Below are 23,109 nucleotides of genomic sequence, written 5' to 3'. Positions count from 1 at the left end.
ACACGCAAATGAAACTGAGTTTTTATACCGCCGCTGCGCTATTGGCCGTCAGCAGCTGCAGCCAGGCCGCCGACATTACCCGCTATCCTTTGCCGAACAACAGCAGTTTTCCGATAGCTGCGGCAGTAGAGGTGCCAGCCGGCAAAGCGGTGATTTACGAGAGCGGCAAGGTACCGGCGCCGCTGGACAGCAAAGCAGAAAAAAACTCTGCCGCTTATTGGGGCAATACCGAACAACAAACCGTTAATGTACTGGCACAAATTGAAGCCAGCCTGAAAAGCAAACAGCTGAGCATGGCGGATGTGGTGAAAATGACAGTATTTCTGGTGGGTGACCCGGCGCTGGACGGTAAGATGGATTTTGCCGGTTTTATGCGCGGCTATACGCAATTTTTCGGCACCAAACAGCAGCCCAATTTGCCGGCCCGCTCTGCTTTTCAAATAGCCGGCTTAGTGGCTGAGGGTATGTTAGTGGAAATTGAAGTGATAGCGGTAAGGCCCTAAACCGGCTGCGCCAATTGTTTGCAAACTTATTTAAGCGCTAACGGGCTGAGATGCCCGTTAGCGCCTCAACCTTAGTTTGCCACATAAATACGATAGCCCCAGGGCGGCAGTGTCAGCTGCGTATCATCGGCAAATTCTGCTGCCTCAGCGCTGAGGTACTCAGTATAAACACCATGATGCAGCGACTGCTTAAAGCTGACGCTTTGCTGCTGAGCGGTAAAGTTAAATACGGCAAACACTTTATCGTTATCATTTTGCCGCACAAAGCTTAATACCTGCGCTGCTTTGCTGTTATGTACCGGGATCATCCGCGCGCCCCAATTGGCATTCCACAGCGCAGTGTTGGCCTTTTTCAGCGCAAACAGCTTTTGGTATAACACGCCGTTGTCGTGCCGGATAAAGTCGCCGTTTTCATCGTGCCAAACAATAGGATCACGCTCGAAGAACGCCAACCGCCGGCTGTTGCCCACTTCCTGGCCGTTGTAGATCATCGGCATACCCTCACCCACTACCGACAAGGCCATTACGGCCGGCAAGGCATCGCCGAACATCTCAAATTCCGTACCTTCCCAGGCATTTTGATCATGATTACTTACCCCCAGCATGCGCATAATGTTCTGCGGGTAATATTTTTCGTTCCATGAGTAATACACATAGAGTTTATTTACGTCGGCATGGCCCTGCGCTATAGCGTGCACGGCCTGATGCCAGGTCCAGCCGTAAGTCATATCGAACGCCCTGGCGTGAAAGTCGCGGCCTTCAAACTCGGCCAGCATAAATACCGGCTTTATGCTATCCAGTTCTTTGCGCACTGTGTTCCAAAAATCCAACGGTACAAAGCCGGCAACATCGGCCCGAAAGCCGTCAAAGCCAACTTCCTCTACCCAATACTTCATGGCGTCTGTCATATACTTGCGCAGCCCGGGTTGGTTGTAGTCCAGCTCGATAATGTCGCTCCAGTCCCACCAGGGCGTGGGGCGAAAATCACCTTTCCAGTCACGGATATACCAGTCCGGGTGCTCTGTCACCAGGTTATTGTCCCAGGCGCTATGGTTAGCTACCCAATCCAGAATCACGTAAATGTCCAGGGCATGAGCGGCGTTAATAAAGGCTTTTAAATCCGCCATGCTGCCAAACTCCGCGTTTACACCATAGTAATCTTTAACCGAGTATGGGCTGCCAAGGCTGCCTTTACGGTTAACCGCGCCTATTGGCTGCACCGGCATCAGCCAGAGAATATCCACCCCCAGCGCCTTTAGGCGTGGCAGTTGCAGCTGCGCGGCAGCAAAGCTGCCCTCAGGTGTAAACTGACGGGTGTTTATCTGATAAATAACCGCATTTTTGCTCCACTGCGGGTGTGCTACCTGCACATAAGCTTGTGGCTGATAAGTGTTGCCTGTTAGTTTTTGCGCATTGCTGCAAGCGCAAAGCAACGTAACCGCCGTGGCAAGCAACACCAGCCGGCGCCAGCGCTGCAATAAAGTGAGTTGGTGTTGCATACCGCTCCCCTGTTGTTTAAACATCAGTCATTTCAACATCAGTCGTGTTATCGCTCTGTATCGATTAACATCAATAGACGTTGCAGCACAATGTCTCAAGCTGAATACGTATTCAGCCAAACTGGTCAGCTAAGTGCCCGGGCGAAGATATACAGAATAAAGTGCAGGCTTAATCCTGCACTGTGGAGAGGTCGGTATCGTTGGTATCAGCCGTTTGTTGCTGACGAATGGCGGTGAGCATACCGGACCAAAAGTAGGTGCCAAGCTCGTTAATCATATTGGATTCAGCATTCATCAACATTACCAACCCCAGTTGGTGCTCGCGCGAATAGGCTATTTCGGCGCGATAACCCTTTACCCAACCACCATGATAAACCAGCTCATCCTGGCCAAATTGATATACCCGCCAGCCCAGCGCATAGTGCGCGTCGGTTAAGTAGCGGCGCCACTCTTTGCGGCGCAGGTCGCGGCGGGTTTTAACCCGTTTGCCGGTCAGTTGTTGCAGTAATTCATCCGGGAATACCGCAGGGTTATGGCCCAGTTGCGCAATTAACCAGTAGCCTAAATCTATTGCACTGGCATTGATACCGGCTGCCGGGCCAAAGCGATAATAGCTTTCAGCCACTTCAACTTCATGCCATTTACCGCGTGCTCTGACATGCGGCATAGCACGGTTTTCCGTACTGAAAAAACCATCCAGCCCAACTGACGCCGTGGGCAACTGCAGTGGTGTAAATATGCGTTCCTGCATTAATTGCGCATAGCTTTTACCGGTGGATTGCTCGATAACCGGTTCAATTAAGCTGAACAGTACATTTTGGTAGCCATAACATTGGCCGGGCGGACACAGGGGGTCAATTTTACTGAACTGCGGCAGTATACGCTCCAGCGGCAGGTTAGCTTCTATCAGGTTATCGTAGGCATTGGGCATAACGCCGGTGCTTTGCGACAATAAATGCCCCAGCTTTAATTGCTTGTTGTAGCGCTTGGTTTTAAACGAAAAACCCGGCAGATAATCCACCAGCTTGTCGTCCCAACTGAAATGCCCTTCTGCTGCCAGAATACCGGCCAGGCCGCCGGCAAAGGTTTTAGACACTGAGGCAATACGAAATACAGTATAAGGGTCTACCGGTTCGGCGCTGCCTTGCTGGCGCACACCAAACCCGGCAGTGGCAATGATTTTATTGCCCTGCACTATGGCGTACACGCCGCCAGGAATATCATGCTGCGTTAACTGGCTGGCAAAGTGCTGATCAAAATCAGCAATTAACGGTGCCATATAAGCATTGCTTACTGCGTTATCGGCAGCCGCCGCAAGGCTGCAACAGCAGCATAAAATGGCAAGAAAAAACTGTTTCACCCTGTATTATTATCCATTGTTATAGGTTACACCTGTAGCAACCGGGCCAGGCATTGTAGGGGCTTTAGCCCTGCTTGCCAAGCCGGCGCCAGCTTAGTAAGCCAAGTGCCATTAACCACAAGGCACTGTTGCTACCGCCACCGCTGCTGCCGCCATCACCACCATTATTGCCACCACTGTTAAGCGGATTTACCGTTACCGTAACGGTACCGGTGCTGCTGGTAATGCCGTCATCGGCAGTAAAGCTGAAACGTAAAATAGTGACACTACTGACGGTTGGTGCGGTAAAGCCGCTGCTAAGGGTGTCAGTACTGCTAAGCGTAACAGCAGGCCCGTCGGTTTGCTGCCATTGATAAGTCAGCGGGTTAAAGTCCGTATCGGTTGCCGTGGCTTGCAACTGCACGCTGGCACCACTGACCACCTGCTGCGCCGCCCCGGCAGACACTAGCGGTGCCGTGTTAGTACAATCAGTGTTAACCTCCAGCTCTTCTAACCCTGCCAGCCAATCGCCAAACTGTTGATTTACCGGCGCACAAAGCTCTGTACCGGCAAAGCTAAATGCCAACAGCTGTGATAACCCGGTAAGAGTTTGTGGCAAGGTGCCGGAAAAATTATTATTTGCCAGCCACAATATACGCAGCTGCGACAGCTGGCCTAACCCGGATGGTATGGCACCGGACAACTGGTTATCTTCAACAAATAGTTGTTGCAAAGCACTCAGATTGGCGAGCGCCGGCGGCAGTTCACCACTAAAACGGTTAAATGATAAATCCAGATTAACCAGGGCTGACAGGTTACCCAGTGCTGCAGGAATAGTCCCCTCCAGCGCATTACTCCACAGATCTAAAGTTTGCAGTTTGCTCAGTTGCAGTATGGCTTGCGGGAAGGTGCCGGTTAAACTGTTAAATCTCAGGTTAAGGCTTTCCAGCTCGCTTAACTGGCTAAAACCGGCAGCAATATTACCAAATAAGCGGTTTTCGCGTAAATCAATACCGGTAACACTGCCACCATTACACGTAATACCATACCAGGCGCAGGGTAGGTTTGTTGTTAACCAGTTGTCCCGACGCTGCCAATTTTGACCCTGAGTATCGTAATACAGCTGCACCAGCGCATTGCATTCAGCCAGCGGAATTTCACTGACATTATTGTCAGTACAGTAACTATTATTGCGGGGGAAAACCTGCACTACGCCATCGGGGAAATTCAGCGTGGTGGCCGTGCCGTCAAAAGTCCAGTTACCGCTGTAAGTACCGTCTGCGGCATGGATATCAGGGGTTATACCATTGTCTGTAATGCTTACAGGTGTTGCTGCAACACCGGAGGTCAGCGCGGCAGCTATGCTGTTACCGTCACAATCAATACTTAGCACCTCAATGCGAATACTGCTGTTGGCAGCAACATACAGCGCATCCGCTGCCGGCAACATACGCCGCTGCAGTTGCTGATTAACGCAGTTTAATGCGCCGCTTTGGCCAGGGCCACTGGCTAACAGCAGACTGCCGCTGGCCGTTTGTGCTGCCAGCAAGGCATCTGTCGCCGGCACCCCGGAGGCTAAAATACGCCCGCGTAGTTGTTGCATATTCAGCGCAGGCTCTGCTGCTTTTAATAAGGCGGCCACAGCTGTCACCATAGGTGATGCCATAGACGTGCCGGAAGCCAGGGCAAATTCATCAGCTAAAGTGGTAGATAAAATTTCCACCCCGGGCGCTGAAATATCCACCCAATCGCGGCCATAGTTAGAAAAATCGGCTTTTACGCCCTGCTCATCATGCGCCGCTACGCTGATAACGTTGGGTAAATCGAAGGCAGCCGGGTAAAACTTCGCTTGTGAATTATCATTACCGGCACTGGCAACAAATAAAATACCGGCGGCGTTGTGCTCAGCAATAGCGTTATACAAAGCCTGAGACTCAGAACTACTGCCCCAGGAGTTATTGGTAGCAATAATATTTATGCCATGGTTTAGTTTTAAATCCAGCACGTAGTCCAGACATTTTATGGCATCGCTGACAAAGCCCGAACCATTAATGTCCATAAAGCGGCAAGGCAGCAGTTTCAGCTGCCAGTTAACGCCGGCAATACCTAAATCGTTATTACCTGATGCTGCAATAATGCCGGCAACTATAGTACCGTGACCATCTTCGTCCATAGGGTCAACGCTGTTATCAGCCGGATTTATCCCACGGATATCATCAATATAACCGTTGCCGTCATTATCGATACCATCAGCTGCTGTTTCACCGGGGTTTTGCCAAATATTGTCAACCAGATCAGCATGAGTGTAATCAACGCCGGTATCAATTACCGCCACCACTAACTGATTATCCCCGGTCGTCAGATCCCATGCATCTACAGCATTAATACCGCTGCCGGCTTTTAAATGCCATTGTTCTGCAAAGTCGGGGTCATTCGGTTCAGCAGTTTTATACACCCGATGATCGCGCTCTACCGCTGTGATGCCGGGCAATACACTATATTGCGCTATAGCGGCATCAATATCGGTATCGGCTGATAACGCAACCACCGCCAGTTGCGGGAAATGGCTAAAATAATGCAACTTTGTCTGTGCAGCACCGCGCGCAGAGGTAGCCTGCACCTGTTGCAAATCAGCACGGCTGGCAGCAACCTGTGGCTCAAAGGTAAGAATAAGGCGTTGCTCAGCAGCGTGCAGCTGACAAGCTCCGGCAGATAACAGCAAAACAGCTGATAATTTACTGACAACAGACCTGACCATAGCATTCCCCTTATTGCGCTAAGCAGCACGTGGCTCTTGCTATAGTACGGCATTATCCGTGAAAAAGAGCAACTGTTTGTACAAAGTCTGTTGGCAGATTAATCTGTTGCCTCAACCTTGCCGGCATTGCAAAGGCTGTTTCGCCGGACTAATCGCCACCAGCTGGCCCTTGTTGTTACTGACAAACTCTACCCATTGACCATCGTTAACTGCTGTGGAGTCAAGGTTGATTATGGCAATTTTTGCCAGCAGGTTATGGTCAATACTCAGCAGTAAATCATCACAGACACTGATCTCCCAGTCTTGCTGCTGCCGGCGCAACAACCCGGTTTGATAGTGGAAATTATCGCTCTGCGCCCTGGCGGTAAAATAATCAGCCATGCCATAACCATCGACGCGGTCGGCAGAGCTGACAACGCCCTGCTCTGCTTGTGCTGATAAACTGTGGCGCTGCATCTCTTTATACTGCGGCTCCTGATACTGTTGCTCCTGCTGTTGTATCTGCACTATATGGTAATATCCGGCTTGCGCTGTTGGCTCGCGCTGCAACATCACACCAAGCAACAGCACTCCACAAACACTCATTGCCAGTTGCATATTACGCCATAGGCCCGGCAGAGCAGGTTTAGTGCGCTGCTTAGCGCGCACAGCGATAGCATTAAGCACAGCGCCCGGCAGCGGATGCTTAGCTTTGTTATGCTGGTATTGCTGCTGTAATTGCTGTTCAAAGCGCTCAGGTGTTGTCATTATTAACTCCGGATAACTGCTGCAACGCTTGCTTAGCGTAGCGCAGCCTGCTTTTAATGGTTTGCGCCGGTTGCTGCGTAATTTGGCTGATTTCAGCCAGCGAAAAGCCTTCCAACTGCAACATCAGTGCTTCGCGTTGTAAAAACGGCAATAACAGCAACTGTTGGTTAAATTGCAATTGTTGTTGCTGCTGCTCCAACTGCTGCGCCGGACACAGCAGCTCTGCCAGCGGTTCCTCTTCAGACTGTTGGTACTGCCAGCGTTGTAACCGGCGCAGCTCGTCTAATAACCGGTTACGGCCGATACTGAACAACCAGGTTTTAAAGCTGCTCAGGCCAAGAAAATTGCCACGTTGCTCCACCAGGGTTAACCAGCATTGCTGGCTGATATCGCCGGCCAAAGCGGCATCCGACTGCTGCAATAAGAAGTAGTACAAATCGTTACCGTGCAACGCGATTAGTTGCTCCAGATAACACGGATTAGCACTGTCACGATACAGGCTGAACAACTGCTCAGCACTGTATTCCGGCGCACTGCTGCGGGGTAGGAAAAAGCTCAATGCCATACAACCACTCCTTGTGCTTAAGCTTAATTTTCAGCCTGGTCGCTGTGTAAGCTAAAATCAAGCTGCACCTGCAAATTAGTTTGCTTTATTGCTTTGCCGTCAACTACTTGCGGCTGATACTTCCAGCGCCGCAATGCCCGTATCGCTTCACGGTTAAAGATATTACCAGGCTCGGCAGCCAATACAGTGACATCTGTCACCGCGCCGGCCTCATCAATACTAAAGCTCAGTTTTACCCAGCCGGAAATACCCTGCCGCGCTGCATCCACTGGGAAACGCGGCTCAACCCTGACCAGAGGTGTAGCACCGCGGTTACCTTGCTGGCCACCGCCCGGCAAACCTTTGCTACGCGGCAACACCGGCGCGACAATGTCCACCGGGCCAATACTGATCCTGTCCGGCACGTCTATTGGCGGTTGCACCGGTTCAATATTACGTATCACCGGCTCGGGCTTAACCGGTGGCTGCGGCCGGACAATAATATCGCTGTCTTGCGCCGCCACCGACAGCTCTACCGGAATTGCCGGCGGCGGTACCAGCCGCGGCCCGGTTGCGGGCTTAACCAACTGCTGCATCAGGCTAAACAACAGCGCGGTGATCAGTAAGGCAGCTCCGCCACTGGCAGCCAGTTTGGCAACCGGATTAGATGAAACAAAATCAGAGTGAGTCAGCAGCATAGCCATTCCTTATTGTTGTTAATTACTGATAAGACGTTTGAGAAACAACTAAGGGGTTAAACCTGCGCAATTTTTTTCCGCCGTACCTTTAGCCGTACCTTTAGCCGCACCTTTACAAAACCTTTACCCCCGTTGACTTTGTCCGGCCGGCGCGGCTGGTTATAGTAAGCAGTAACAACTTTATGGAGTAAAAGTAGTGCGTTATCTGATGTCAGCCGTTGTTGTAATTGTTGTTGCTGCCGGTCTGTGGCTGTTTGCCGGAGCAGAGCCGCAACAGGTGCAATATCAAACTCAGGTTTTGGCCAGGGGCGATATTGAAAGTGTGGTAAATACCGCCGGCACCACCCGTGCAGTGGTAACCGTAGAGGTAGGCACTGAAGTGTCAGGCCTGATCACCGAGCTGTACGTCGATTTTAATGACGACGTAAGCCAGGGCCAAGCCATTGCCAAACTGGATGACCGCAGCTACGTGGCCCGCTTACAACAGGCTCAGGCCGATGTGGTAATGGCACAAGCCAACCTGGCGCAGCAGCAGGCAACGCTGAGTAAATCAAACACCGAATTAGCACGGGCTGAACGCGCTTTTACCCGCCAGCAACAGCTGGTGCAGCAAAAACTGACTAATCAAAGTGAACTGGATGAAGCGCAAGCGGTATTTGAAACTGCACAGGCGCAAATTTTGCTGGCCAATGCACAAATTCAAAGTGCGCAGGCTCAGCTGTTGCAACGCAATGCTCAGTTAGAACAAGCGCAACTGGATTTAGACCGCACCACTATCCGCTCACCGGTAAACGGTACCGTGATTGACCGCCAGGTAGATATTGGCCAAACCGTAGCGGCCAGCTTATCGGCGCCAACCTTATTTACCATAGCGCAGGACTTGTCACAGATGCAGATTGAAGCCGATGTCGATGAAGCTGACATTGGTAAAGTGCAACAGGGCCAGCAGGTGCGGTTTCAGGTGGATGCCTACCCTGAACGACAGTTTCGCGGCGACGTGGCCCAGGTGCGCAAAGCGGCGACCAATACTAATAACGTGGTGACCTACAAGGTGATTATAAATGCGCCGAATCAGCAGCAACTGTTGCTGCCCGGCATGACTGCTAATTTAAATATCGTGCGCGGCCAACAAACACAGGTATTGCGGGTGCCCAATGCTGCGCTGCGCTTTAAACCGGCCGGCAGCAGTAATAACCCAGCCGCCGGCGAACAGCCGGATCAGGCTGAGGAGCTGATTAAACAACTGCAGTTAAACGGCGATAAAGCCGCTAAGGTACGCCAGCTGTATGACACGCTCAGAGATAAGCTGCAGCAAGCGCGGGCGCAAGGTGCTGACAACCCGATGGCTGACGCGCGAGCGCTGTTCGCCCGTGAGCGGCAAAAACTGCAAAACGAATTGCAACTGCTGTTATCGGAGCAGGAGTATCAACAATACCAACAGCTGAGCAATACCCGCCGCGAAGAGCGCCGCCAGGCCAACACCGGTACTGCCGCTCAGGTTTGGCGGCTGGATAGCAACGGTCAGCCGCAACCGGTGAATATCCGTGTTGGCCTTAGCAATGATGAGTACAGCGAGGTGCTCAGCGGTGCTGTCAAAGACGGTGATGCGTTGATAGTACGTGCAGTAAGGGTGGACTAAGCATGGCTACAGCTGTTATTGCCACCCGGGCGCTGGAAAAACATTACCAAATGGGCGGCCAGCATTTACGCGCGCTCAAAGGTATTGATGTCAGTATCGCCGCCGGGGAATTTGTTGCGGTAATGGGCCCTTCCGGCTCGGGCAAATCCACCTTTATGAACCTGCTGGGCTGTCTGGATTCGCCCAGCCTTGGGCAAATTTTGTTACAGGGCGAAGATGTCACCACTTTAAGCGCAGCGCAGCTGGCGCGGGTGCGCAACAAATATATCGGTTTTGTGTTTCAGCAGTTTAATTTACTGCCGCGCACCACTGCATTAGACAACGTAATGCTGCCACTGCTGTACAGCACGACGCCAAAACACCAGGCGATAAGTCGTGCCACTGAATGCCTGCAATTAGTTGGCCTGGCACAGCGTATGGATCACCATCCGTCGCAGCTGTCCGGCGGCCAGCAACAGCGGGTTGCTATAGCGCGGGCGCTGGTAAACCAACCGGCGTTGCTGTTGGCCGATGAACCCACCGGCGCACTGGACACTGAAACCGGGCTGGAAATAATGCAGCTGTTTCAGCAGTTGCATCAGCAGGGTAAAACCATAGTGCTGGTAACGCACGAGCCGGATATTGCCGCCTTTGCCAGCCGTCAGCTGATGTTTCGCGATGGTGAGCTGATCGGCGACAAAGGCTCACAACCACAAAGCGCAGCAGCGGCATTGCAACACTTTCGTCAACAACGGCTGGCGGAGACGGCAACATGAATAGCTTAACCCTGCTTAACGTGGCGGCCGTAGCGCTGCGGGTGAATTTGTTGCGCAGCATTTTAACCATGCTGGGCATCATTATCGGCGTGGCGGCGGTCATTATTATGCTGGCATTGGGCGCCGGCGCGCGCTATGACGTAGACCAACAAATTAAAAGCCTCGGTGGCAATGTGTTTGTGGTGTTTGCCCGCGGCCGTTTTATGGGCGGCGCCCGTGAAGCCAGTGGCAGCAGCCAGGGCTTAACCGAAATGGATGCACTGGCGATTGAACAGCAAATTCCGCAGGTGAATGTGGCAGCGCCCACATTGCGCGCCAGTGGCCAGTTGATTTACGGCAACCTGAACTGGGCGCCGGAAATTCATGGTGTGGATAACCGCATCTATGCTGCGCAAAGCTGGCAAGTTGTTGAGGGCAGAACCTTTAGCGACACCGAGCTAAATACTGCGGCCAGAGTGGCAGTAATAGGCCAGACGGTAAAACGCGAGCTGTTTGGTGCCGGCGACGCCCTGGGCCAAACGGTGCGGGTAAACAAAATGCCGGTAACCATCATTGGTGTGCTGAACAGTAAAGGCCAAAATACTCAGGGCAACGACCAGGATGATCTGATTTTTATGCCGCTGGACACCGTGCGCAAACGCATTGCCGGCATGACCTTATCCAGCCCTAAAGCCATTCGCGCTATTATTGTGCAGGTAGAAGATGAGCGTGATATGGCAGACGTAGAGCAGCAAATGGACAGCCTGTTACGCCAGCGCTTGCGCAGCAGTGACAGCGAACCGCCGTTTCGGATCCGCAATTTGTCAGAAATGATTGCCACCCGCTCAGAAACCATGCAAATCTTCAATGGTTTGCTGGCCGCGGTGGCGTCGGTATCTTTGCTGGTGGGCGGCATTGGCATTATGAACATTATGCTGGTGTCGGTAACCGAGCGGACGCGCGAAATTGGCCTGCGCATGGCGGTGGGCGCCGAGCCCAAAGTGATCATGAAACAATTTTTAATCGAAGCAGTGCTGTTATGCGGCCTCGGCGGTGCCATAGGTTTGGCGCTGGCGGTAGCAGTTAGCCTGTCATTGCAGTACTTTGCCGGTTTTACCGCTATTATTGAACTCTATGTGGTACTGATGAGTGTTGGCTTCTCCTGCCTGATTGGCATTTTTTTCGGCTACTATCCGGCCACCAAAGCCGCCGGATTGCAGCCGATAGATGCACTGCGTTACGAATAACACAGCGCAAACGCTTATCAGACTTTAGTCTCATCCGGCAGCGGCTGAATTGACAGCTGCCGGCTTTTTCCCAACACTGCAGCATCTGTAGTTGTTTTTGTTGCGATAAGAGACGCTTATGCAAAACATCAAACTTAAACCTGTGCTGTTGGTATTGGCATTTGCTCTGCTGCAAACAGCAGCATTTGCACTGAGTAGCTCTGCCGTATGGCCCCTGCTGCTGGGTGCGGTGCTGTTACTGCTGTACCTGTATTGGCCGGTAGCCGGCAGCGCAGCCGCAACCGGCGCAGATGCTTCTCTGTCCGACAGTAAAACGGCGCTGGCTGACACGGCAGATAAAATTACTGCCGCCACCTCCAGGATGGCGATTGGCTCAGCAGAAGTGTCGTTTTATATTGATGGCCTGATTAAAGATATACAGCACAGCAGTGAAGACAGCGGCAAAATTGCCGATGTCAGTAATATGCTGGCCAGCACCAGCACAGAGCTGACGCACTCGTTACAATCTATCGGCGCCACCTTACAACATACCGCCAATGCCTCGGCGCAGGCAGATACTTTGCTGAGCAACTCGGTGAAAAATATCAACAATCTGGTGCAGGCCGTAAGCCAGGCGGCACAAGATTTAGAGCAACTGCGCAGCAGCAGCGACAATATTCAACACATTACCGAAGTGATTAATACTGTCGCCGGGCAAACGAATTTACTGGCATTAAACGCGGCCATAGAAGCAGCACGGGCCGGAGAACAAGGCCGTGGTTTTGCCGTAGTAGCAGAAGAAGTGCGGGCGCTGGCCGGCAAAACTGCCGCCGCCACTCAGGATATTGCCGCTATGCTGGCCGATATCCGCCAGCAAAGCCAGCATACCGCCAGCCAGATGCAAAACCTGCAGCAAAGTGGCACTGTGGTACAGCAGGAATTAACCGGGGTGGCGGCCGGCTTTGCCGACATTAACCGGCAAATTGCGCAATCATCCGACACCTTCGGCCAAATTGAACAAGCCAGCAGCGAGCTGAACCGCACCAGTGTGGCGCTGGCGCAATCGGTCGACAATATCAGTAGTACCTTGCAAAGTATCACTGATAAGGGCCAGTCTGTTGCCGGCCAGGCCATCAGCTTATCCGAAGAGACTGAAAGCATTTACCGCGAACTGAGCAGCCTTAGCAGCCACAGTTTTTACAGCGATATTTTACAGGAAGCGCAGCAGGCTGCGGCACAGATTGGCCAGCTGTTCAGCCAGGCGATTGCCGATGGCAAGCTGACAGCAGACGCCGTTTTTGCTGAAAAATACCAGCAGATCAGTGGCAGTAATCCGCCGAAATACCATACCGGATACGACAACTTTACCGATCAGCAGTTTCCGGCGATTCAGGAGCCGGTTTTAGCACGCCATAGCAATGTATTGTATGCCGGTGCGGTAGACAGAAAAGGCTATTTTCCGACACATAATAAAAAGTTCTGCCAGCCATTAACCGGCAATTATGACAAAGATTTACTGCAAAACCGCACCAAGCGTATTTTCAGCGACCGCACCGGCAGCCGCTGCGGCAGCCACACCGAAACGATGTTGCTGCAAACCTATAAGCGTGACACCGGCGAGATTTTACACGACTTGTCAGTGCCGGTTTATGTTAACGGCCGGCACTGGGGTGGTTTTCGAATTGGCTTTAAGCGGCACTAAACCTGCGTTTAGTGCCATGATTGTTACAGATCATCCAGCAGATCGTCGAAAATATCTTCATCTACTTCCGGCTCTTCCTGCTGTGGCGGGTTGCCATCGTAAATTTTAAACTGCTGACGCTGATAATAAGACTCTTTGATAAAGGCGTAAGGGTCAAGTGACTCTTCCAGCAAACTTTCCATCGACATTAGCTGCTCACGGCTGTCCAGTGCCCCAATTAAGGCCCGGGTCAGCGTTAGCGGCGTATTAAGCAGGCCCAGCGGAAAATACAAATTATCCACCAGACCACCGCCGGTGCCGCGCACTGTGGTTGGCCCCAGCGCCGGTAGCATCAGATAAGGGCCATCACCCACGCCCCACACCGCCAATGTTTGGCTGAAATCTTCCTGCTGTTCAACCAGGCCAATTTTAGTGGCCACGTCGAATAAGCCAAATAAGCCCAAAGTACTGTTCACCAGAAAGCGCCCGGCACTCACCGCAGAGCGGGATGGCTTGGCTTGTAACATGCCATTTAAAAAGCTGGCCGGCTCACTGAGGTTATTTGCGGCATTAACCAGGCCTTTGCGCGCCGGTTTGGGCACTACTGTCATATAACCGACGGTGGCAGGGCGTAACAGGTACGCATCGAGAATGTCGTAGTTAAAATCCCACAATGGCCGGTTGATGGTTTCCAGCGGGTCGCGCGGGTCGGTATAACCGGCGGGCGCGCTGCTTTGGGCTGCGGCCTGCTCCGGTGCTACGGGTTTAGCAGCACAGCCGGATAACACTATCAGCGCCGCAGTCAATACAAGATACCGCACAGAAAAAGATCGCATACTAAGGTTCCAGTTTTAATGTTATTGACAGAGCATCGCCGCCGAAGCTTAATACGTCAGACACAGTCTGAATATCACCCGGCCGTTGCTCTACCGTACCGGATAACGACATACGCGCAACTACTTCTACCTGGTCAGCATTGGCGAGGCTCCAACCGCTTTGCATCGCCATTTGTTCGGTGAGTACCAATTGCACTTCCCCCTGCGGCAGCGGAATACGTTGTACCGCTAATGGCAGGGCCGCGCCGCCAACAGCACGGGCAAACAGGAACAAACTGGCATCCGGGTTAGCTTGCTGCAGCTGTGGCGCCACATACAAATTCACCTTGATCTGCCGCCCGGCCACGGGCTCTGCCGCCCCCAGTTCAGCCAGGCGCTGCTGTACCGCAGCATAACGCGGATCCTCTGCCGGCAATTGCTTTAACAGCATTTGCCAGGCCGTAATAGCCTCGGCCATATCGCCTTTTTCGTAAGCTATCAGCGCCATTAATGACAAGGCATCGCTGTTTTGCGCTTCACGGCTCAGCACCCTGGCCACGGCGCGACCGGCCCGCGCCAGGCTGTTGTCATCACCCAGCAGGATCAGCGCCTGGGCATAACTCAGTAGCAAGGGTGAGCGCTCCGGCGTCAGTTGCAAAGCGCGTTCAAAGGCATCAATAGCCTGCTCTACCGCGCCTTGCGACATGCGGATCCGCCCTAACAACATCCAGGCGACAGCGTCATCACCTTCATTCGCCAACCGGGTGCGCAGCGCCAGCGCAAATAATTCTACTTCCTGCTCTGATAACGGCTCGCCCTGATTTAACAAGGCCCGTTCACCATACTGCTGTAAATTTTGCTGCGCCTGTTGCCAATCCTGCAACTGCCGGTAATGGCCGTTCAGTGCGTACACGCCGCTGACGACTATAGCTACCAGCGCAAGCAACAGCGCCGGCAATGGCCAACGCGCGCGGTTATCTTGCTGCACAAGGTTGTGCTGCTGCAGTAAAAACTGGCTTTTCAGCTCTTGTGCCGCGCTGTCAAAATCCTGCTCTGCCAACTCGCCGGCATCGCGGGCTAACGCCAACAATTGCAGCCGTTCTTCAAACAACTGTGCCGGGGTTTGCAGCGGCAACTGTGCACTGCGCCGCGGCCAAAACAAACACAGTGCCGTTAACAGCAGCATGGTTAAAGCAGCAATAAATAACGGCCACATCATGGTTTTTTACTCCGGTAACGCTCAATCAGCTGATCCAGTTCGGTATCCAGCCCCTGCTGCTGTGTATCATTTGCCAGCGGCAACTGCTGCTTGCGCCGGTACAAACCAACGCCAGCCAGGCCGGTTAATAACAACAGCGGCGCTAACCATAGCCACAGGGTATAACGGTTGAATGGCGGTTGATAATGGACAAAATCGCCATAGCGGTTTTTCATATAATCCAGCACCTGCGCCCTGTCATGGCCTTCGCGTACCAATTGATAGGTTTTTTGCCGCATATCTACCGCGACAATAGCGTTGGAGTCTGCAATATTCTGATTCTGACACTGCGGACAACGCAGCTCGGCCGTTAACTGTTGATACAGCTGACGTTCGGCTTCATTATCAAAACTGAGGATTTCATCTGCCTGTAACAGCGTCGCGCCAAACAACAGCAGCAAGCTCAGTATGCTTGTTATCAGCTGCTTCATGGTTGGCTCCATTGCTGATACAGCGGCGCCAGCTTAGTGCGCCACACTTGCGGGTTAATATCGCCGATATGGTGCGCCCGCACTATGCCGTCGGCATCGACAATAAAGGTTTCCGGTGCACCGCTTACGCCTAAATCCAGGGCTAAACTGCGCTCAAGATCGAGAATATTAAACTGGTACGGGTCGCCATGCTGCGCCAACTTTTGCGTCACGTCCTGTTGCAGTACAGCTAAGTCAAACGGCGCGTCAAACGCCGGGTCGCGTGGCAGTTCGTAGTACAGGCCAACAATTTTAACGCCCATAGCACGCAGCTCACTCAGATAGCCCAACTCAGCATTACAGGTTGGGCACCAGGTACCCCAGACATTCAGTAAAAAGGTTTGCCCTTTGAGCTGCTCTGCTGTCCAGATATGCTGTGGTTGCATTAAGTCGGCCAGCGCAAAATCCGGTAAGGCTTTATTTAAGCTGGCCGACTCGCGCTCACGCGGATCAGAAAACAGGCCACTGAGTAAAAACAGCGCCAACACTAAAAACAATGCCAGCGGTGCATAAAACAGCACTTTACGCATCAGCTTCTCCTGTTTGCAGCGTGGGCATTACTTTACGCCGGTAGCGTTTATCCGCTAATGCCAATAAGGCGCCAAACGACATTAACAGGCCGCCAAGCCAAATCCAGCGTACGAAAGGCTTCACCTGAATACGCATCGCCCAGGCATCGCCCGGTAATTCTTCGCCCAGCGACACATATAAATCGCGGCTTAAACGGGCATGTACCGCAGACTCGGTCATAATGGTGCGCTGAATACGGTAAAAGCGCTTTTCGGCATGCAAATGCGTGACATACTGTCCATCTTTGCGCACATCAAGCTCGGCAGCCTGGCCGCCAAAGTTGGCGCCGTCTAACTCATACACGTCGGTCAGGGTAAAGTCATAACCGGCCACGTTGGCAGTATCGCCTTCCTGCATCCGTACATCGCGCTCTGTGGTGTAGGTTTTGGTCATCGCCACGCCAACTACCAGCACGGCAAAGCCGATATGCGCCAATGTCATACCATAGTGGCTGGCGTTTAATTTAGTAATGCCCTTACTGACAGAGCCAAATTGGCGGATACGCAGTGCCACTTCTGCCAGCGCAGAAATGCCCACCCAAGCCCCCAGCAACAGGCCTATCAGCGCCAGATTAGCTTGCACACTTTGCATGGTTGCCATTACACCCAGCGCCAGCGTTAACGCCGCCAGTACCAATAAACTAAACGGCTTAATTAATGGCGCAACCTGCTGCTGCTTCCAGCGCACCCAGGGGCCTAAACCCAGCATTAAAGCAAAAGGAATAGTCAGATAATAAAACATCTGGTTAAAAAACGGCTCGCCGATAGAGATTGACCCTAAACCCAGTTCTTTGTGAAATAACGGGAATAAGGTACCGAGAAACACAATTAAACAAGCGGTAAGCAGGAAAATATTATTGCCCCACAGCAGCATTTCGCGGGAGAACAACTGATAACGAGCCTGGCTGCGTACAGAGTTCATCCGCCGGGCATACAGCAATAAAGAACCGCCCACCACCAGCAGCAAAAACACCAACAAATACATACCGCGGCCGGGATCAGTGGCAAAGGAGTGCACCGATACCAATACACCGGAGCGGACTAAAAAGGCACCGACTAAACTGAGCGCAAAGGCAGCCAGTGCTAACAACACAGTCCAGCTTTTAAAGGTACCGCGCTTTTCGGTAACAGCCAGGCTGTGAATTAACGCCGTACCGGCCAACCAGGGCATAAAGGAGGCATTTTCTACCGGATCCCAGAACCACCAACCGCCCCAACCCAGTTCGTTGTAAGCCCACCAACTGCCCAGCATAATACCGAGGGTTAAAAACAACCAGGCGGCTAATGCCCAGGGCCTTACCCAACGTGCCCAAACACTGTCAAAACGACCACTCATTAACGCCGCAATAGCAAAAGCAAACGCCACGGCAAAACCGACATAGCCCATATACAGGGTGGGCGGATGTAAAATCATGCCGAAGTCTTGCAGCAACGGGTTAAGGTCGCGCCCTTCCACCGGGTAAAACGGCAGGCTGCGCGCAAACGGGTTAGACATAAACAGCGAAAAAGCGATAAAGCCAACACAAATAATGCCGAGAATGGCCAGAATACGGCCTTGCAACAGCAACGGCAGTGCTTTAGAGAACTGTGCCACCAGTGCGGTCCAGCCGGCCAACATCAGCACCCACAACAGCATAGAGCCTTCATGCGAGCCAAAGCTGGCGGTGATTTGATAATACCAGGGCAAGGTAGAGCTGGAGTTTTGCGCTACGTTAATTACAGTAAAATCGCTGGTGCGAAAGGCGTAGATAAGTGCCAGCATTGCAAGCAAACAAAACACAAACTGGCCCAATGCCAGCGGTTTAGCCAACAATAACATGCGCTGGTTAGCCACAAAGCTGCCGTATAACGGTACTATTGCCAACAACACCGATAACGCAAAAGCAAACGTAAGCGCCAACTGACCGGCTTCAACTACCATTTAATAACGTCCTTCTGCTGGCTTAGCCTCTGTACCGCTTTGCTGCGCTGACGATTGCTGTTGTGACGGCGGCACATGGCGAATACCTTTTAATGCTTCGGCCACTTCAGGCGGCATATATTCTTCATCGTGTTTGGCCAGCACTTCAGTCGCCGCTATGGTGGTGGCATCGAGCATTACGCCCTGGGCGACTATACCCTGACCTTCGCGAAATAAATCCGGCAAGATACCTTCATAAATCACGGTAACCAGCGGGCCGGTGTCGACTAAATCGAAGCTCACTTTCAGTGAGTCGGGGTCGCGCTTTACTGAACCTTTTACCACCATACCGCCAATACGCAGACGCTGGCCCGGCTGTGGTTTAACTTTATCTTTACCCAAGCCGTCAACCAACTGTGATGGTGTGTAAAACAAATCAATATTTTGCTGCAATGCGTACAACATGGCAGCGACGGCGCCGGTTAACAGCCCTATTACCAGTAATACGGCGAATAAGCGTTTCTGACGTCTTGGTTGCATTAGTCTGTTTGCTCCTGATACTGCTTAACCCGCTGCTCACGTGCCAGCCTGGCAGCCAGCTGATACTTAAACTGCTTATGCTGGTAATGGCTGTACGCCACCAACCCGGCCAACAGTAAATATGTTATGCCAAACGACAGCCAGACAAACAGGCCGTAACCGCCCATGGCCCAAAATTCTGCCCACGACTGAAAATGCATTTAGTGTCCTCCCGCCAGTGTTTTTACCCAGGGCCGGTGCTGCTCATTCAGCAAAATGGCATTGCGTAGTCGCAGACACAGCAAAGCCAACATTAATACTTTAAATGCCAGGATGCTGATTAATAACGGCCATAGCATGCTGGGGTCAATTGACGGTTTGGCAAACTTGGTTATAGACGCGCCCTGATGCAAAGTGTTCCACCATTCGACAGAAAAATGGATCACCGGCAAATTAATCACGCCGATCACCGCCAGCAAAGAGGCGGCTTTAGCACCGGTCTGCCGGTCTGAAAAGGCACCGCTGAGCGCAATAACACCTAAATACAGAAATAATAAAATAAGCTCTGAGGTTAACCTGGCATCCCACACCCACCAGGTGCCCCACATCGGCTTACCCCAGGCCATACCGGTAATTAATGCTATAGCGGTATAGACTGCGCCCACCGGGGCTAAGGCCAGTACTGACCACTGCGCTATCTTCACCTGCCACACCAGAGCAATAAAAGCGGCAATCGCCATCGCCGAGTAGGTACCCATCGACATAATGGCCGAAGGCACATGAATATGAATAATGCGGTAGCTGTCGCCCTGCTGATAATCCGGCGGCGTAAAAGCCAGGCCCCAGATATTACCCAACAGTAACAACAACACGGCTAACGCCATTAACCATGGATACAGCCGGCCGCATAAATGATAAACGGTCTCAGGCTTGGCAAAAGGATGCAACCAGTTAAACATATCAGCTCACATTCAGTTTTAATGCACTGATCACCGCTAACGGGATCAACGCCATTGCAAACAACAACATTGCCAGCATTATTGCCAACTGGCCATAGTAAGGTAATGCCATCGCTGCGGCTTCCATTGCTGCACTGGCAAAAATTAACAGCGGAATATACAGCGGCAGTATCAGCAGCGCCAGTAAAATACCGCCTTTATCGGCCGATACCGTAAGCGCTGCGCCCATTACACTGAGCAGGCTCAGCAGTGGTGTACCAAGCAGCAAGGTGAATACCATGGCCACCAGGCTGGCTTGATCAATATTAAGCAGCAGCGCTACCAACGGCGACAACAGCACCAACGGTAAGCCGGTACTCAGCCAGTTAGTAATCAACTTTGCCAACACAAAACTCAGCAACGGTTGTTTCGCTGCCACTAACTGCTCTATTACGCCGTTGCGGTAATCATCTTTAAATAAGCGCTCTGCCGCCAGCAACACGCTAAGCAAGGCAGCTATCCAAACTATACCTGGCGCCATAATGCGCAGTAAATTCGGCTCCGGCCCTACGCCCAGCGGAAACAGGCTAAGCACGATAACAAAAAACAGCAGCGGATTAAGCCAGTCGGCTTTTTGCCGCGCCAGTAAGCAAAGCTCACGCTGAGTAAAACGGTATAAGGTTACCATCGGTAAGCCAGCTCCAGCGTTGTTAAAGCCTGATGTGTCATCTGCAGCGCTTGATGCGTCGTTAGCACTATGGCGCCACCCAACTGTAAATGCTGCAAAAAGTGCTGCTGCAACATGCTGATGGCGCTTTGGTCCAGCGCAGTAAAAGGCTCATCTAAAATCCACAGTTGCCGCTTTACAAACCATAATCTGGCCAGTGCCACCCGACGCTGTTGCCCGGCCGACAACATCCGGCAAGGGATATCTTCCAACCCGGCCAGACCTAACTGCGCCAACAGCGCAAAATCATCAGCAGCGGCCACGCCGGATGCGGTGCGCCAAAAACTGATATTTTCCAACGCAGTAAGCTGCTCATGAATTCCGCTTTGATGGCCGATATAACATAAATCTGCCGCATAACCGGTTGCTGCCTGTGATAAGGTTTGCTGTCGGTAATACACAGCGCCGTCGTCCGGCTGGGCAAGACCTGCCAAAATACGTAACAGCGAGCTTTTGCCGGCGCCATTTTTACCGGCCACCTGTAACAGCTCACCGGCATGCACTGTAAGGCTTTGTTGTTCAAACAACACACGGTCCTGACGGATACAGCACAGAGCACGGCCTTCAAGCAGAGGCTGACCGGTTAATACGGGAAAAGGCTGTGGTTTAATGTCTAACCTCTGACTATCGACGACGGTTAAAATTGGGCGCATATTACCATATTGGCGTCATAATACGAATGCAGCAGCAAGGCGGACCAACGCAAAACAGGTAAAAACATGAACCAGATCAATCCGGATAAACTGCTGCAACTAAGCGCAGGCACCAAGCTTGATAGCCCGGCTATTAAGCTGATGCTGGCAGAAGTGTATCAAAGCCAGGTACAGCAGTTAACCGACGGCCGCTTTCGCTTACAGTTGCCCTCGCCGCAAGGCGCAGTACACATTAGCTTACCGGCATCGGCCAGCGCCGCAATACAAGCCATGTTACCGGCCGCGCCAGCAAGCTTGCAGGGTGCTTTGCAACAGCTGCAATTACAATTTCAACCACTGGCCAACGGCCAGCTGCAACTGACACTGCAAAGTGCTGCCAACAGCCTGAGCATTCCGTTGTCACTGACTCAAGTGCAGCAGCTATTGGCAATACCGGTATCAGGCAACACGGCCGCACCGGCAACAATAGCCGCCAACCTGCTACCATCCTCCGCTGCCGTTACTCTGGCGCTGCCCGGCTTTAGCCCGGTACCACTATCAACACAAACACAGCAAGCGCTGAGCGCTATGCTGCCGGCGTTGTCCGCTGCAACGACACAGTTATTGTTAAGACTGGACACTAACGCGAAAGACTTGCAATTGCGCTTAATCGCGACGGTAACACACCCCACCCAAGGTAGTAGCAATACGCAGAGCAACAGCGTGGTATTACAAAAAACAGAACAAACCGCGATAGTGCAGCAATTGGTAAGACTGTTCAATCAGCAAGCCGGCGCGGCCGACACCACTAAACTAAACCCTGTGCTGCAATCCGTATTGCAGTCTGCGTTGTCCGCAGCGCCTGCCGCCATGCCGGCACAGTATAAGCTGCAACTGCAACAACATGCCGGACAATGGCAACTGCAGCTGAGCACAGCGCAACTCAGCAGTAAAGTCAGTGTACAGCAGGACGATATCAGCCGGCCGCTGCAGTTTATCGCCGGCCCAAACCAAAGCAGTGGCGAAAAAACACCGTTAACTGCCCCGCAGACCTCTGCAGCCTTGCAAACAGCACAACAGACGGCGCAACAAGCCGTGCAGCAAGCATGGCGGCATCTGTTACCGTTACTGCCGGCCACTGCAGATCCCCTGGCCAGCCTGGCAGAATTGCCGCAACCGGTACAACAGATATTACAATTATTACGCCAAAGCCAACCGGATGGTGCCAGGATGCAAACGCCGCTGCAGCTTACGCAGCAACTGGCCGCGCTATTGCAGTTTCAACCGCTGCAACCGGCGGCAACGGTGCAAAACAGTGGCGGTGCTTTGGCAGCAGCTATCCAACTGTTGTTGGGCAACCTGCTGCAGCGGCCACCGGCGCTGGCAAATTTGCCGGCCAACCAACGTCTGGCGCAGCTGGTTAATCAATTAGAGCCGGCCCAAGCCAGTAACCTGTTACGGCAATTGGCCGGCCATAGCAGCACCTTGCAACAAAGCCAGCTTGCCACCTTAGACAGCAATAATAACGCCCAGCAACAACTGCTGCTGCAACTGCCGCTGCAACTGGCCGGCCAGTCGGTGTTCAGCCAGCTGCAGTTAGAGCAACGTGAAGCCGATGGCAAAAAAGGCGGTGAAAAACAAACGCAATGGCAGCTGACAATGAAGTTTGATTTGCAGCAGTTAGGCCAGCTATTGGTGGTCGCCAAACTGCAACAACAGCAATTGCAGCTGCAGTTTTACACTGAGCAGCAGCGTGCCAAACAGTTGGCCGAGCAGTTTTTACCGCTGCTCAAAGACCGCTGCGAAGCACAGGGGCTCCAGGTGAAACAAGCTGAGTGTGTGTTAGGGAAAATACCCGACAGCTTATTACCGCGCGCCAACAGCTTACTTGCCGTTAAGGTATAAGGACAGAT

22 protein-coding genes are annotated in these 23,109 nt (G+C 52.4%); 6 read left to right on the top strand and 16 right to left on the bottom strand.

Translation table 11 applies throughout. The annotated features are described in order from the left end of the window. Window positions 1–8 precede the first annotated feature (8 nt). Window positions 9–503: a RidA family protein gene (locus Q8O77_RS12685; RefSeq protein WP_305553598.1), complete on the top strand. Its 495-nt coding sequence runs from the start codon at window positions 9–11 to the stop codon at window positions 501–503. Window positions 504–574: 71 nt separating this feature from the next. On the opposite strand, the gene Q8O77_RS12680 is transcribed toward Q8O77_RS12685, so the two are convergent. From Q8O77_RS12680 to Q8O77_RS12655, 6 genes are all read right to left on the bottom strand, one after another. After that, complete coding sequence (locus tag Q8O77_RS12680; protein ID WP_305553595.1) at window positions 575–2,002, bottom strand: alpha-amylase family glycosyl hydrolase; 1,428 nt, start codon at window positions 2,000–2,002, stop codon at window positions 575–577. A gap of 169 nt (window positions 2,003–2,171) precedes the next feature. Then, window positions 2,172–3,281 carry a serine hydrolase gene (locus Q8O77_RS12675; protein ID WP_305553592.1) on the bottom strand — a complete coding sequence of 370 codons (1,110 nt, stop codon included), beginning with the start codon at window positions 3,279–3,281 and terminating at the stop codon, window positions 2,172–2,174. A 145-nt stretch (window positions 3,282–3,426) separates the two neighbouring features. After that, entirely contained in the window at window positions 3,427–6,099 is a 2,673-nt protein-coding gene (locus Q8O77_RS12670; protein ID WP_305553589.1) for a S8 family serine peptidase, read from the bottom strand. Between the two features lie 111 nt (window positions 6,100–6,210). After that, window positions 6,211–6,846: a hypothetical protein gene (locus tag Q8O77_RS12665; protein WP_305553586.1), complete on the bottom strand. Its 636-nt coding sequence runs from the start codon at window positions 6,844–6,846 to the stop codon at window positions 6,211–6,213. Further along, on the bottom strand, window positions 6,833–7,411 hold the full coding sequence (locus Q8O77_RS12660) for a sigma-70 family RNA polymerase sigma factor (protein WP_305553583.1): 579 nt from the start codon (window positions 7,409–7,411) through the stop codon (window positions 6,833–6,835). The genes Q8O77_RS12665 and Q8O77_RS12660 overlap by 14 nt, the downstream gene beginning before the upstream one ends. A gap of 23 nt (window positions 7,412–7,434) precedes the next feature. Then, window positions 7,435–8,088, bottom strand: a complete 654-nt coding sequence (locus Q8O77_RS12655; RefSeq protein ID WP_305553581.1) for an energy transducer TonB — start codon at window positions 8,086–8,088, stop codon at window positions 7,435–7,437. A 208-nt stretch (window positions 8,089–8,296) separates the two neighbouring features. Between Q8O77_RS12655 and Q8O77_RS12650 the strand changes: the two genes are divergently transcribed. The 4 genes from Q8O77_RS12650 to Q8O77_RS12635 all read left to right on the top strand — a co-directional run bounded on the left by Q8O77_RS12650 (window position 8,297) and on the right by Q8O77_RS12635 (window position 13,389). After that, entirely contained in the window at window positions 8,297–9,727 is a 1,431-nt protein-coding gene (locus tag Q8O77_RS12650; RefSeq protein WP_305553578.1) for an efflux RND transporter periplasmic adaptor subunit, read from the top strand. A 2-nt stretch (window positions 9,728–9,729) separates the two neighbouring features. Beyond that, window positions 9,730–10,482, top strand: coding sequence for an ABC transporter ATP-binding protein (locus Q8O77_RS12645; RefSeq protein ID WP_305553575.1), 753 nt, complete (start codon window positions 9,730–9,732; stop codon window positions 10,480–10,482). After that, window positions 10,479–11,708 (top strand): ABC transporter permease, encoded by a 1,230-nt coding sequence (locus Q8O77_RS12640; RefSeq protein ID WP_305553572.1) that lies wholly within the window; start codon window positions 10,479–10,481, stop codon window positions 11,706–11,708. The genes Q8O77_RS12645 and Q8O77_RS12640 overlap by 4 nt, the downstream gene beginning before the upstream one ends. Before the next feature lie 118 nt (window positions 11,709–11,826). Continuing rightward, window positions 11,827–13,389 (top strand): methyl-accepting chemotaxis protein, encoded by a 1,563-nt coding sequence (locus Q8O77_RS12635; protein WP_305553569.1) that lies wholly within the window; start codon window positions 11,827–11,829, stop codon window positions 13,387–13,389. 23 nt (window positions 13,390–13,412) lie between these two features. Here Q8O77_RS12635 and Q8O77_RS12630 read toward each other — a convergent pair whose 3' ends face one another. From Q8O77_RS12630 to ccmA, 10 genes are read right to left on the bottom strand one after another with little or no spacing between them, the layout of a single operon-like run. Beyond that, window positions 13,413–14,204 (bottom strand): VacJ family lipoprotein, encoded by a 792-nt coding sequence (locus Q8O77_RS12630; protein WP_305553566.1) that lies wholly within the window; start codon window positions 14,202–14,204, stop codon window positions 13,413–13,415. A 1-nt stretch (window position 14,205) separates the two neighbouring features. Continuing rightward, window positions 14,206–15,402 carry a c-type cytochrome biogenesis protein CcmI gene (gene ccmI, locus Q8O77_RS12625; protein WP_305553563.1) on the bottom strand — a complete coding sequence of 399 codons (1,197 nt, stop codon included), beginning with the start codon at window positions 15,400–15,402 and terminating at the stop codon, window positions 14,206–14,208. Further along, window positions 15,399–15,872, bottom strand: a complete 474-nt coding sequence (locus Q8O77_RS12620) for a cytochrome c-type biogenesis protein (RefSeq protein WP_305553560.1) — start codon at window positions 15,870–15,872, stop codon at window positions 15,399–15,401. Before Q8O77_RS12620 ends, ccmI begins: the two co-directional genes overlap by 4 nt. After that, window positions 15,869–16,441, bottom strand: a complete 573-nt coding sequence (locus Q8O77_RS12615) for a DsbE family thiol:disulfide interchange protein (protein WP_305553557.1) — start codon at window positions 16,439–16,441, stop codon at window positions 15,869–15,871. Before Q8O77_RS12615 ends, Q8O77_RS12620 begins: the two co-directional genes overlap by 4 nt. Beyond that, a complete protein-coding gene (locus tag Q8O77_RS12610) occupies window positions 16,434–18,401 on the bottom strand; it encodes a heme lyase CcmF/NrfE family subunit (RefSeq protein ID WP_305553553.1) in 1,968 nt (655 codons plus the stop codon). The genes Q8O77_RS12615 and Q8O77_RS12610 overlap by 8 nt, the downstream gene beginning before the upstream one ends. Further along, the gene (gene ccmE / locus Q8O77_RS12605) at window positions 18,402–18,920 is read right to left on the bottom strand and encodes a cytochrome c maturation protein CcmE (protein WP_305553550.1); all 519 of its coding nucleotides are present in this window, start codon (window positions 18,918–18,920) and stop codon (window positions 18,402–18,404) included. Beyond that, entirely contained in the window at window positions 18,920–19,120 is a 201-nt protein-coding gene (ccmD, locus tag Q8O77_RS12600) for a heme exporter protein CcmD (protein WP_305553547.1), read from the bottom strand. The genes ccmE and ccmD overlap by 1 nt, the downstream gene beginning before the upstream one ends. Next, window positions 19,121–19,858, bottom strand: a complete 738-nt coding sequence (locus tag Q8O77_RS12595) for a heme ABC transporter permease (RefSeq protein WP_305553544.1) — start codon at window positions 19,856–19,858, stop codon at window positions 19,121–19,123. 1 nt (window position 19,859) lies between these two features. After that, window positions 19,860–20,525 carry a heme exporter protein CcmB gene (gene ccmB / locus Q8O77_RS12590; protein WP_305553541.1) on the bottom strand — a complete coding sequence of 222 codons (666 nt, stop codon included), beginning with the start codon at window positions 20,523–20,525 and terminating at the stop codon, window positions 19,860–19,862. Then, complete coding sequence (gene ccmA, locus Q8O77_RS12585) at window positions 20,519–21,217, bottom strand: cytochrome c biogenesis heme-transporting ATPase CcmA (RefSeq protein WP_305553538.1); 699 nt, start codon at window positions 21,215–21,217, stop codon at window positions 20,519–20,521. Before ccmA ends, ccmB begins: the two co-directional genes overlap by 7 nt. A 66-nt stretch (window positions 21,218–21,283) precedes the next feature. Between ccmA and Q8O77_RS12580 the strand changes: the two genes are divergently transcribed. Beyond that, entirely contained in the window at window positions 21,284–23,101 is a 1,818-nt protein-coding gene (locus Q8O77_RS12580; RefSeq protein WP_305553535.1) for a flagellar hook-length control protein FliK, read from the top strand. Window positions 23,102–23,109: the final 8 nt, after the last annotated feature.

Source organism: Rheinheimera sp. (genome assembly GCF_030690345.1).
Lineage (GTDB): Bacteria > Pseudomonadota > Gammaproteobacteria > Enterobacterales > Alteromonadaceae > Alishewanella.
Note: the sequence above shows the minus strand (reverse complement) of the source record. Positions and strands in the feature narration are given on the sequence as shown.

What these genes read in the sequence shown, in the direction of transcription:
- Q8O77_RS12685 (WP_305553598.1), top strand. Translation starts at nt 9, where the DNA reads ATGAAACTGAGTTTTTATACCGCCGCTGCGCTATTGGCCGTCAGCAGC.
- Q8O77_RS12680 (WP_305553595.1), bottom strand. Translation starts at nt 2,002, where the DNA reads ATGCAACACCAACTCACTTTATTGCAGCGCTGGCGCCGGCTGGTGTTG.
- Q8O77_RS12675 (WP_305553592.1), bottom strand. Translation starts at nt 3,281, where the DNA reads ATGGCACCGTTAATTGCTGATTTTGATCAGCACTTTGCCAGCCAGTTA.
- Q8O77_RS12670 (WP_305553589.1), bottom strand. Translation starts at nt 6,099, where the DNA reads ATGGTCAGGTCTGTTGTCAGTAAATTATCAGCTGTTTTGCTGTTATCT.
- Q8O77_RS12665 (WP_305553586.1), bottom strand. Translation starts at nt 6,846, where the DNA reads ATGACAACACCTGAGCGCTTTGAACAGCAATTACAGCAGCAATACCAG.
- Q8O77_RS12660 (WP_305553583.1), bottom strand. Translation starts at nt 7,411, where the DNA reads ATGGCATTGAGCTTTTTCCTACCCCGCAGCAGTGCGCCGGAATACAGT.
- Q8O77_RS12655 (WP_305553581.1), bottom strand. Translation starts at nt 8,088, where the DNA reads ATGCTGCTGACTCACTCTGATTTTGTTTCATCTAATCCGGTTGCCAAA.
- Q8O77_RS12650 (WP_305553578.1), top strand. Translation starts at nt 8,297, where the DNA reads ATGTCAGCCGTTGTTGTAATTGTTGTTGCTGCCGGTCTGTGGCTGTTT.
- Q8O77_RS12645 (WP_305553575.1), top strand. Translation starts at nt 9,730, where the DNA reads ATGGCTACAGCTGTTATTGCCACCCGGGCGCTGGAAAAACATTACCAA.
- Q8O77_RS12640 (WP_305553572.1), top strand. Translation starts at nt 10,479, where the DNA reads ATGAATAGCTTAACCCTGCTTAACGTGGCGGCCGTAGCGCTGCGGGTG.
- Q8O77_RS12635 (WP_305553569.1), top strand. Translation starts at nt 11,827, where the DNA reads ATGCAAAACATCAAACTTAAACCTGTGCTGTTGGTATTGGCATTTGCT.
- Q8O77_RS12630 (WP_305553566.1), bottom strand. Translation starts at nt 14,204, where the DNA reads ATGCGATCTTTTTCTGTGCGGTATCTTGTATTGACTGCGGCGCTGATA.
- ccmI (WP_305553563.1), bottom strand. Translation starts at nt 15,402, where the DNA reads ATGATGTGGCCGTTATTTATTGCTGCTTTAACCATGCTGCTGTTAACG.
- Q8O77_RS12620 (WP_305553560.1), bottom strand. Translation starts at nt 15,872, where the DNA reads ATGAAGCAGCTGATAACAAGCATACTGAGCTTGCTGCTGTTGTTTGGC.
- Q8O77_RS12615 (WP_305553557.1), bottom strand. Translation starts at nt 16,441, where the DNA reads ATGCGTAAAGTGCTGTTTTATGCACCGCTGGCATTGTTTTTAGTGTTG.
- Q8O77_RS12610 (WP_305553553.1), bottom strand. Translation starts at nt 18,401, where the DNA reads ATGGTAGTTGAAGCCGGTCAGTTGGCGCTTACGTTTGCTTTTGCGTTA.
- ccmE (WP_305553550.1), bottom strand. Translation starts at nt 18,920, where the DNA reads ATGCAACCAAGACGTCAGAAACGCTTATTCGCCGTATTACTGGTAATA.
- ccmD (WP_305553547.1), bottom strand. Translation starts at nt 19,120, where the DNA reads ATGCATTTTCAGTCGTGGGCAGAATTTTGGGCCATGGGCGGTTACGGC.
- Q8O77_RS12595 (WP_305553544.1), bottom strand. Translation starts at nt 19,858, where the DNA reads ATGTTTAACTGGTTGCATCCTTTTGCCAAGCCTGAGACCGTTTATCAT.
- ccmB (WP_305553541.1), bottom strand. Translation starts at nt 20,525, where the DNA reads ATGGTAACCTTATACCGTTTTACTCAGCGTGAGCTTTGCTTACTGGCG.
- ccmA (WP_305553538.1), bottom strand. Translation starts at nt 21,217, where the DNA reads ATGCGCCCAATTTTAACCGTCGTCGATAGTCAGAGGTTAGACATTAAA.
- Q8O77_RS12580 (WP_305553535.1), top strand. Translation starts at nt 21,284, where the DNA reads ATGAACCAGATCAATCCGGATAAACTGCTGCAACTAAGCGCAGGCACC.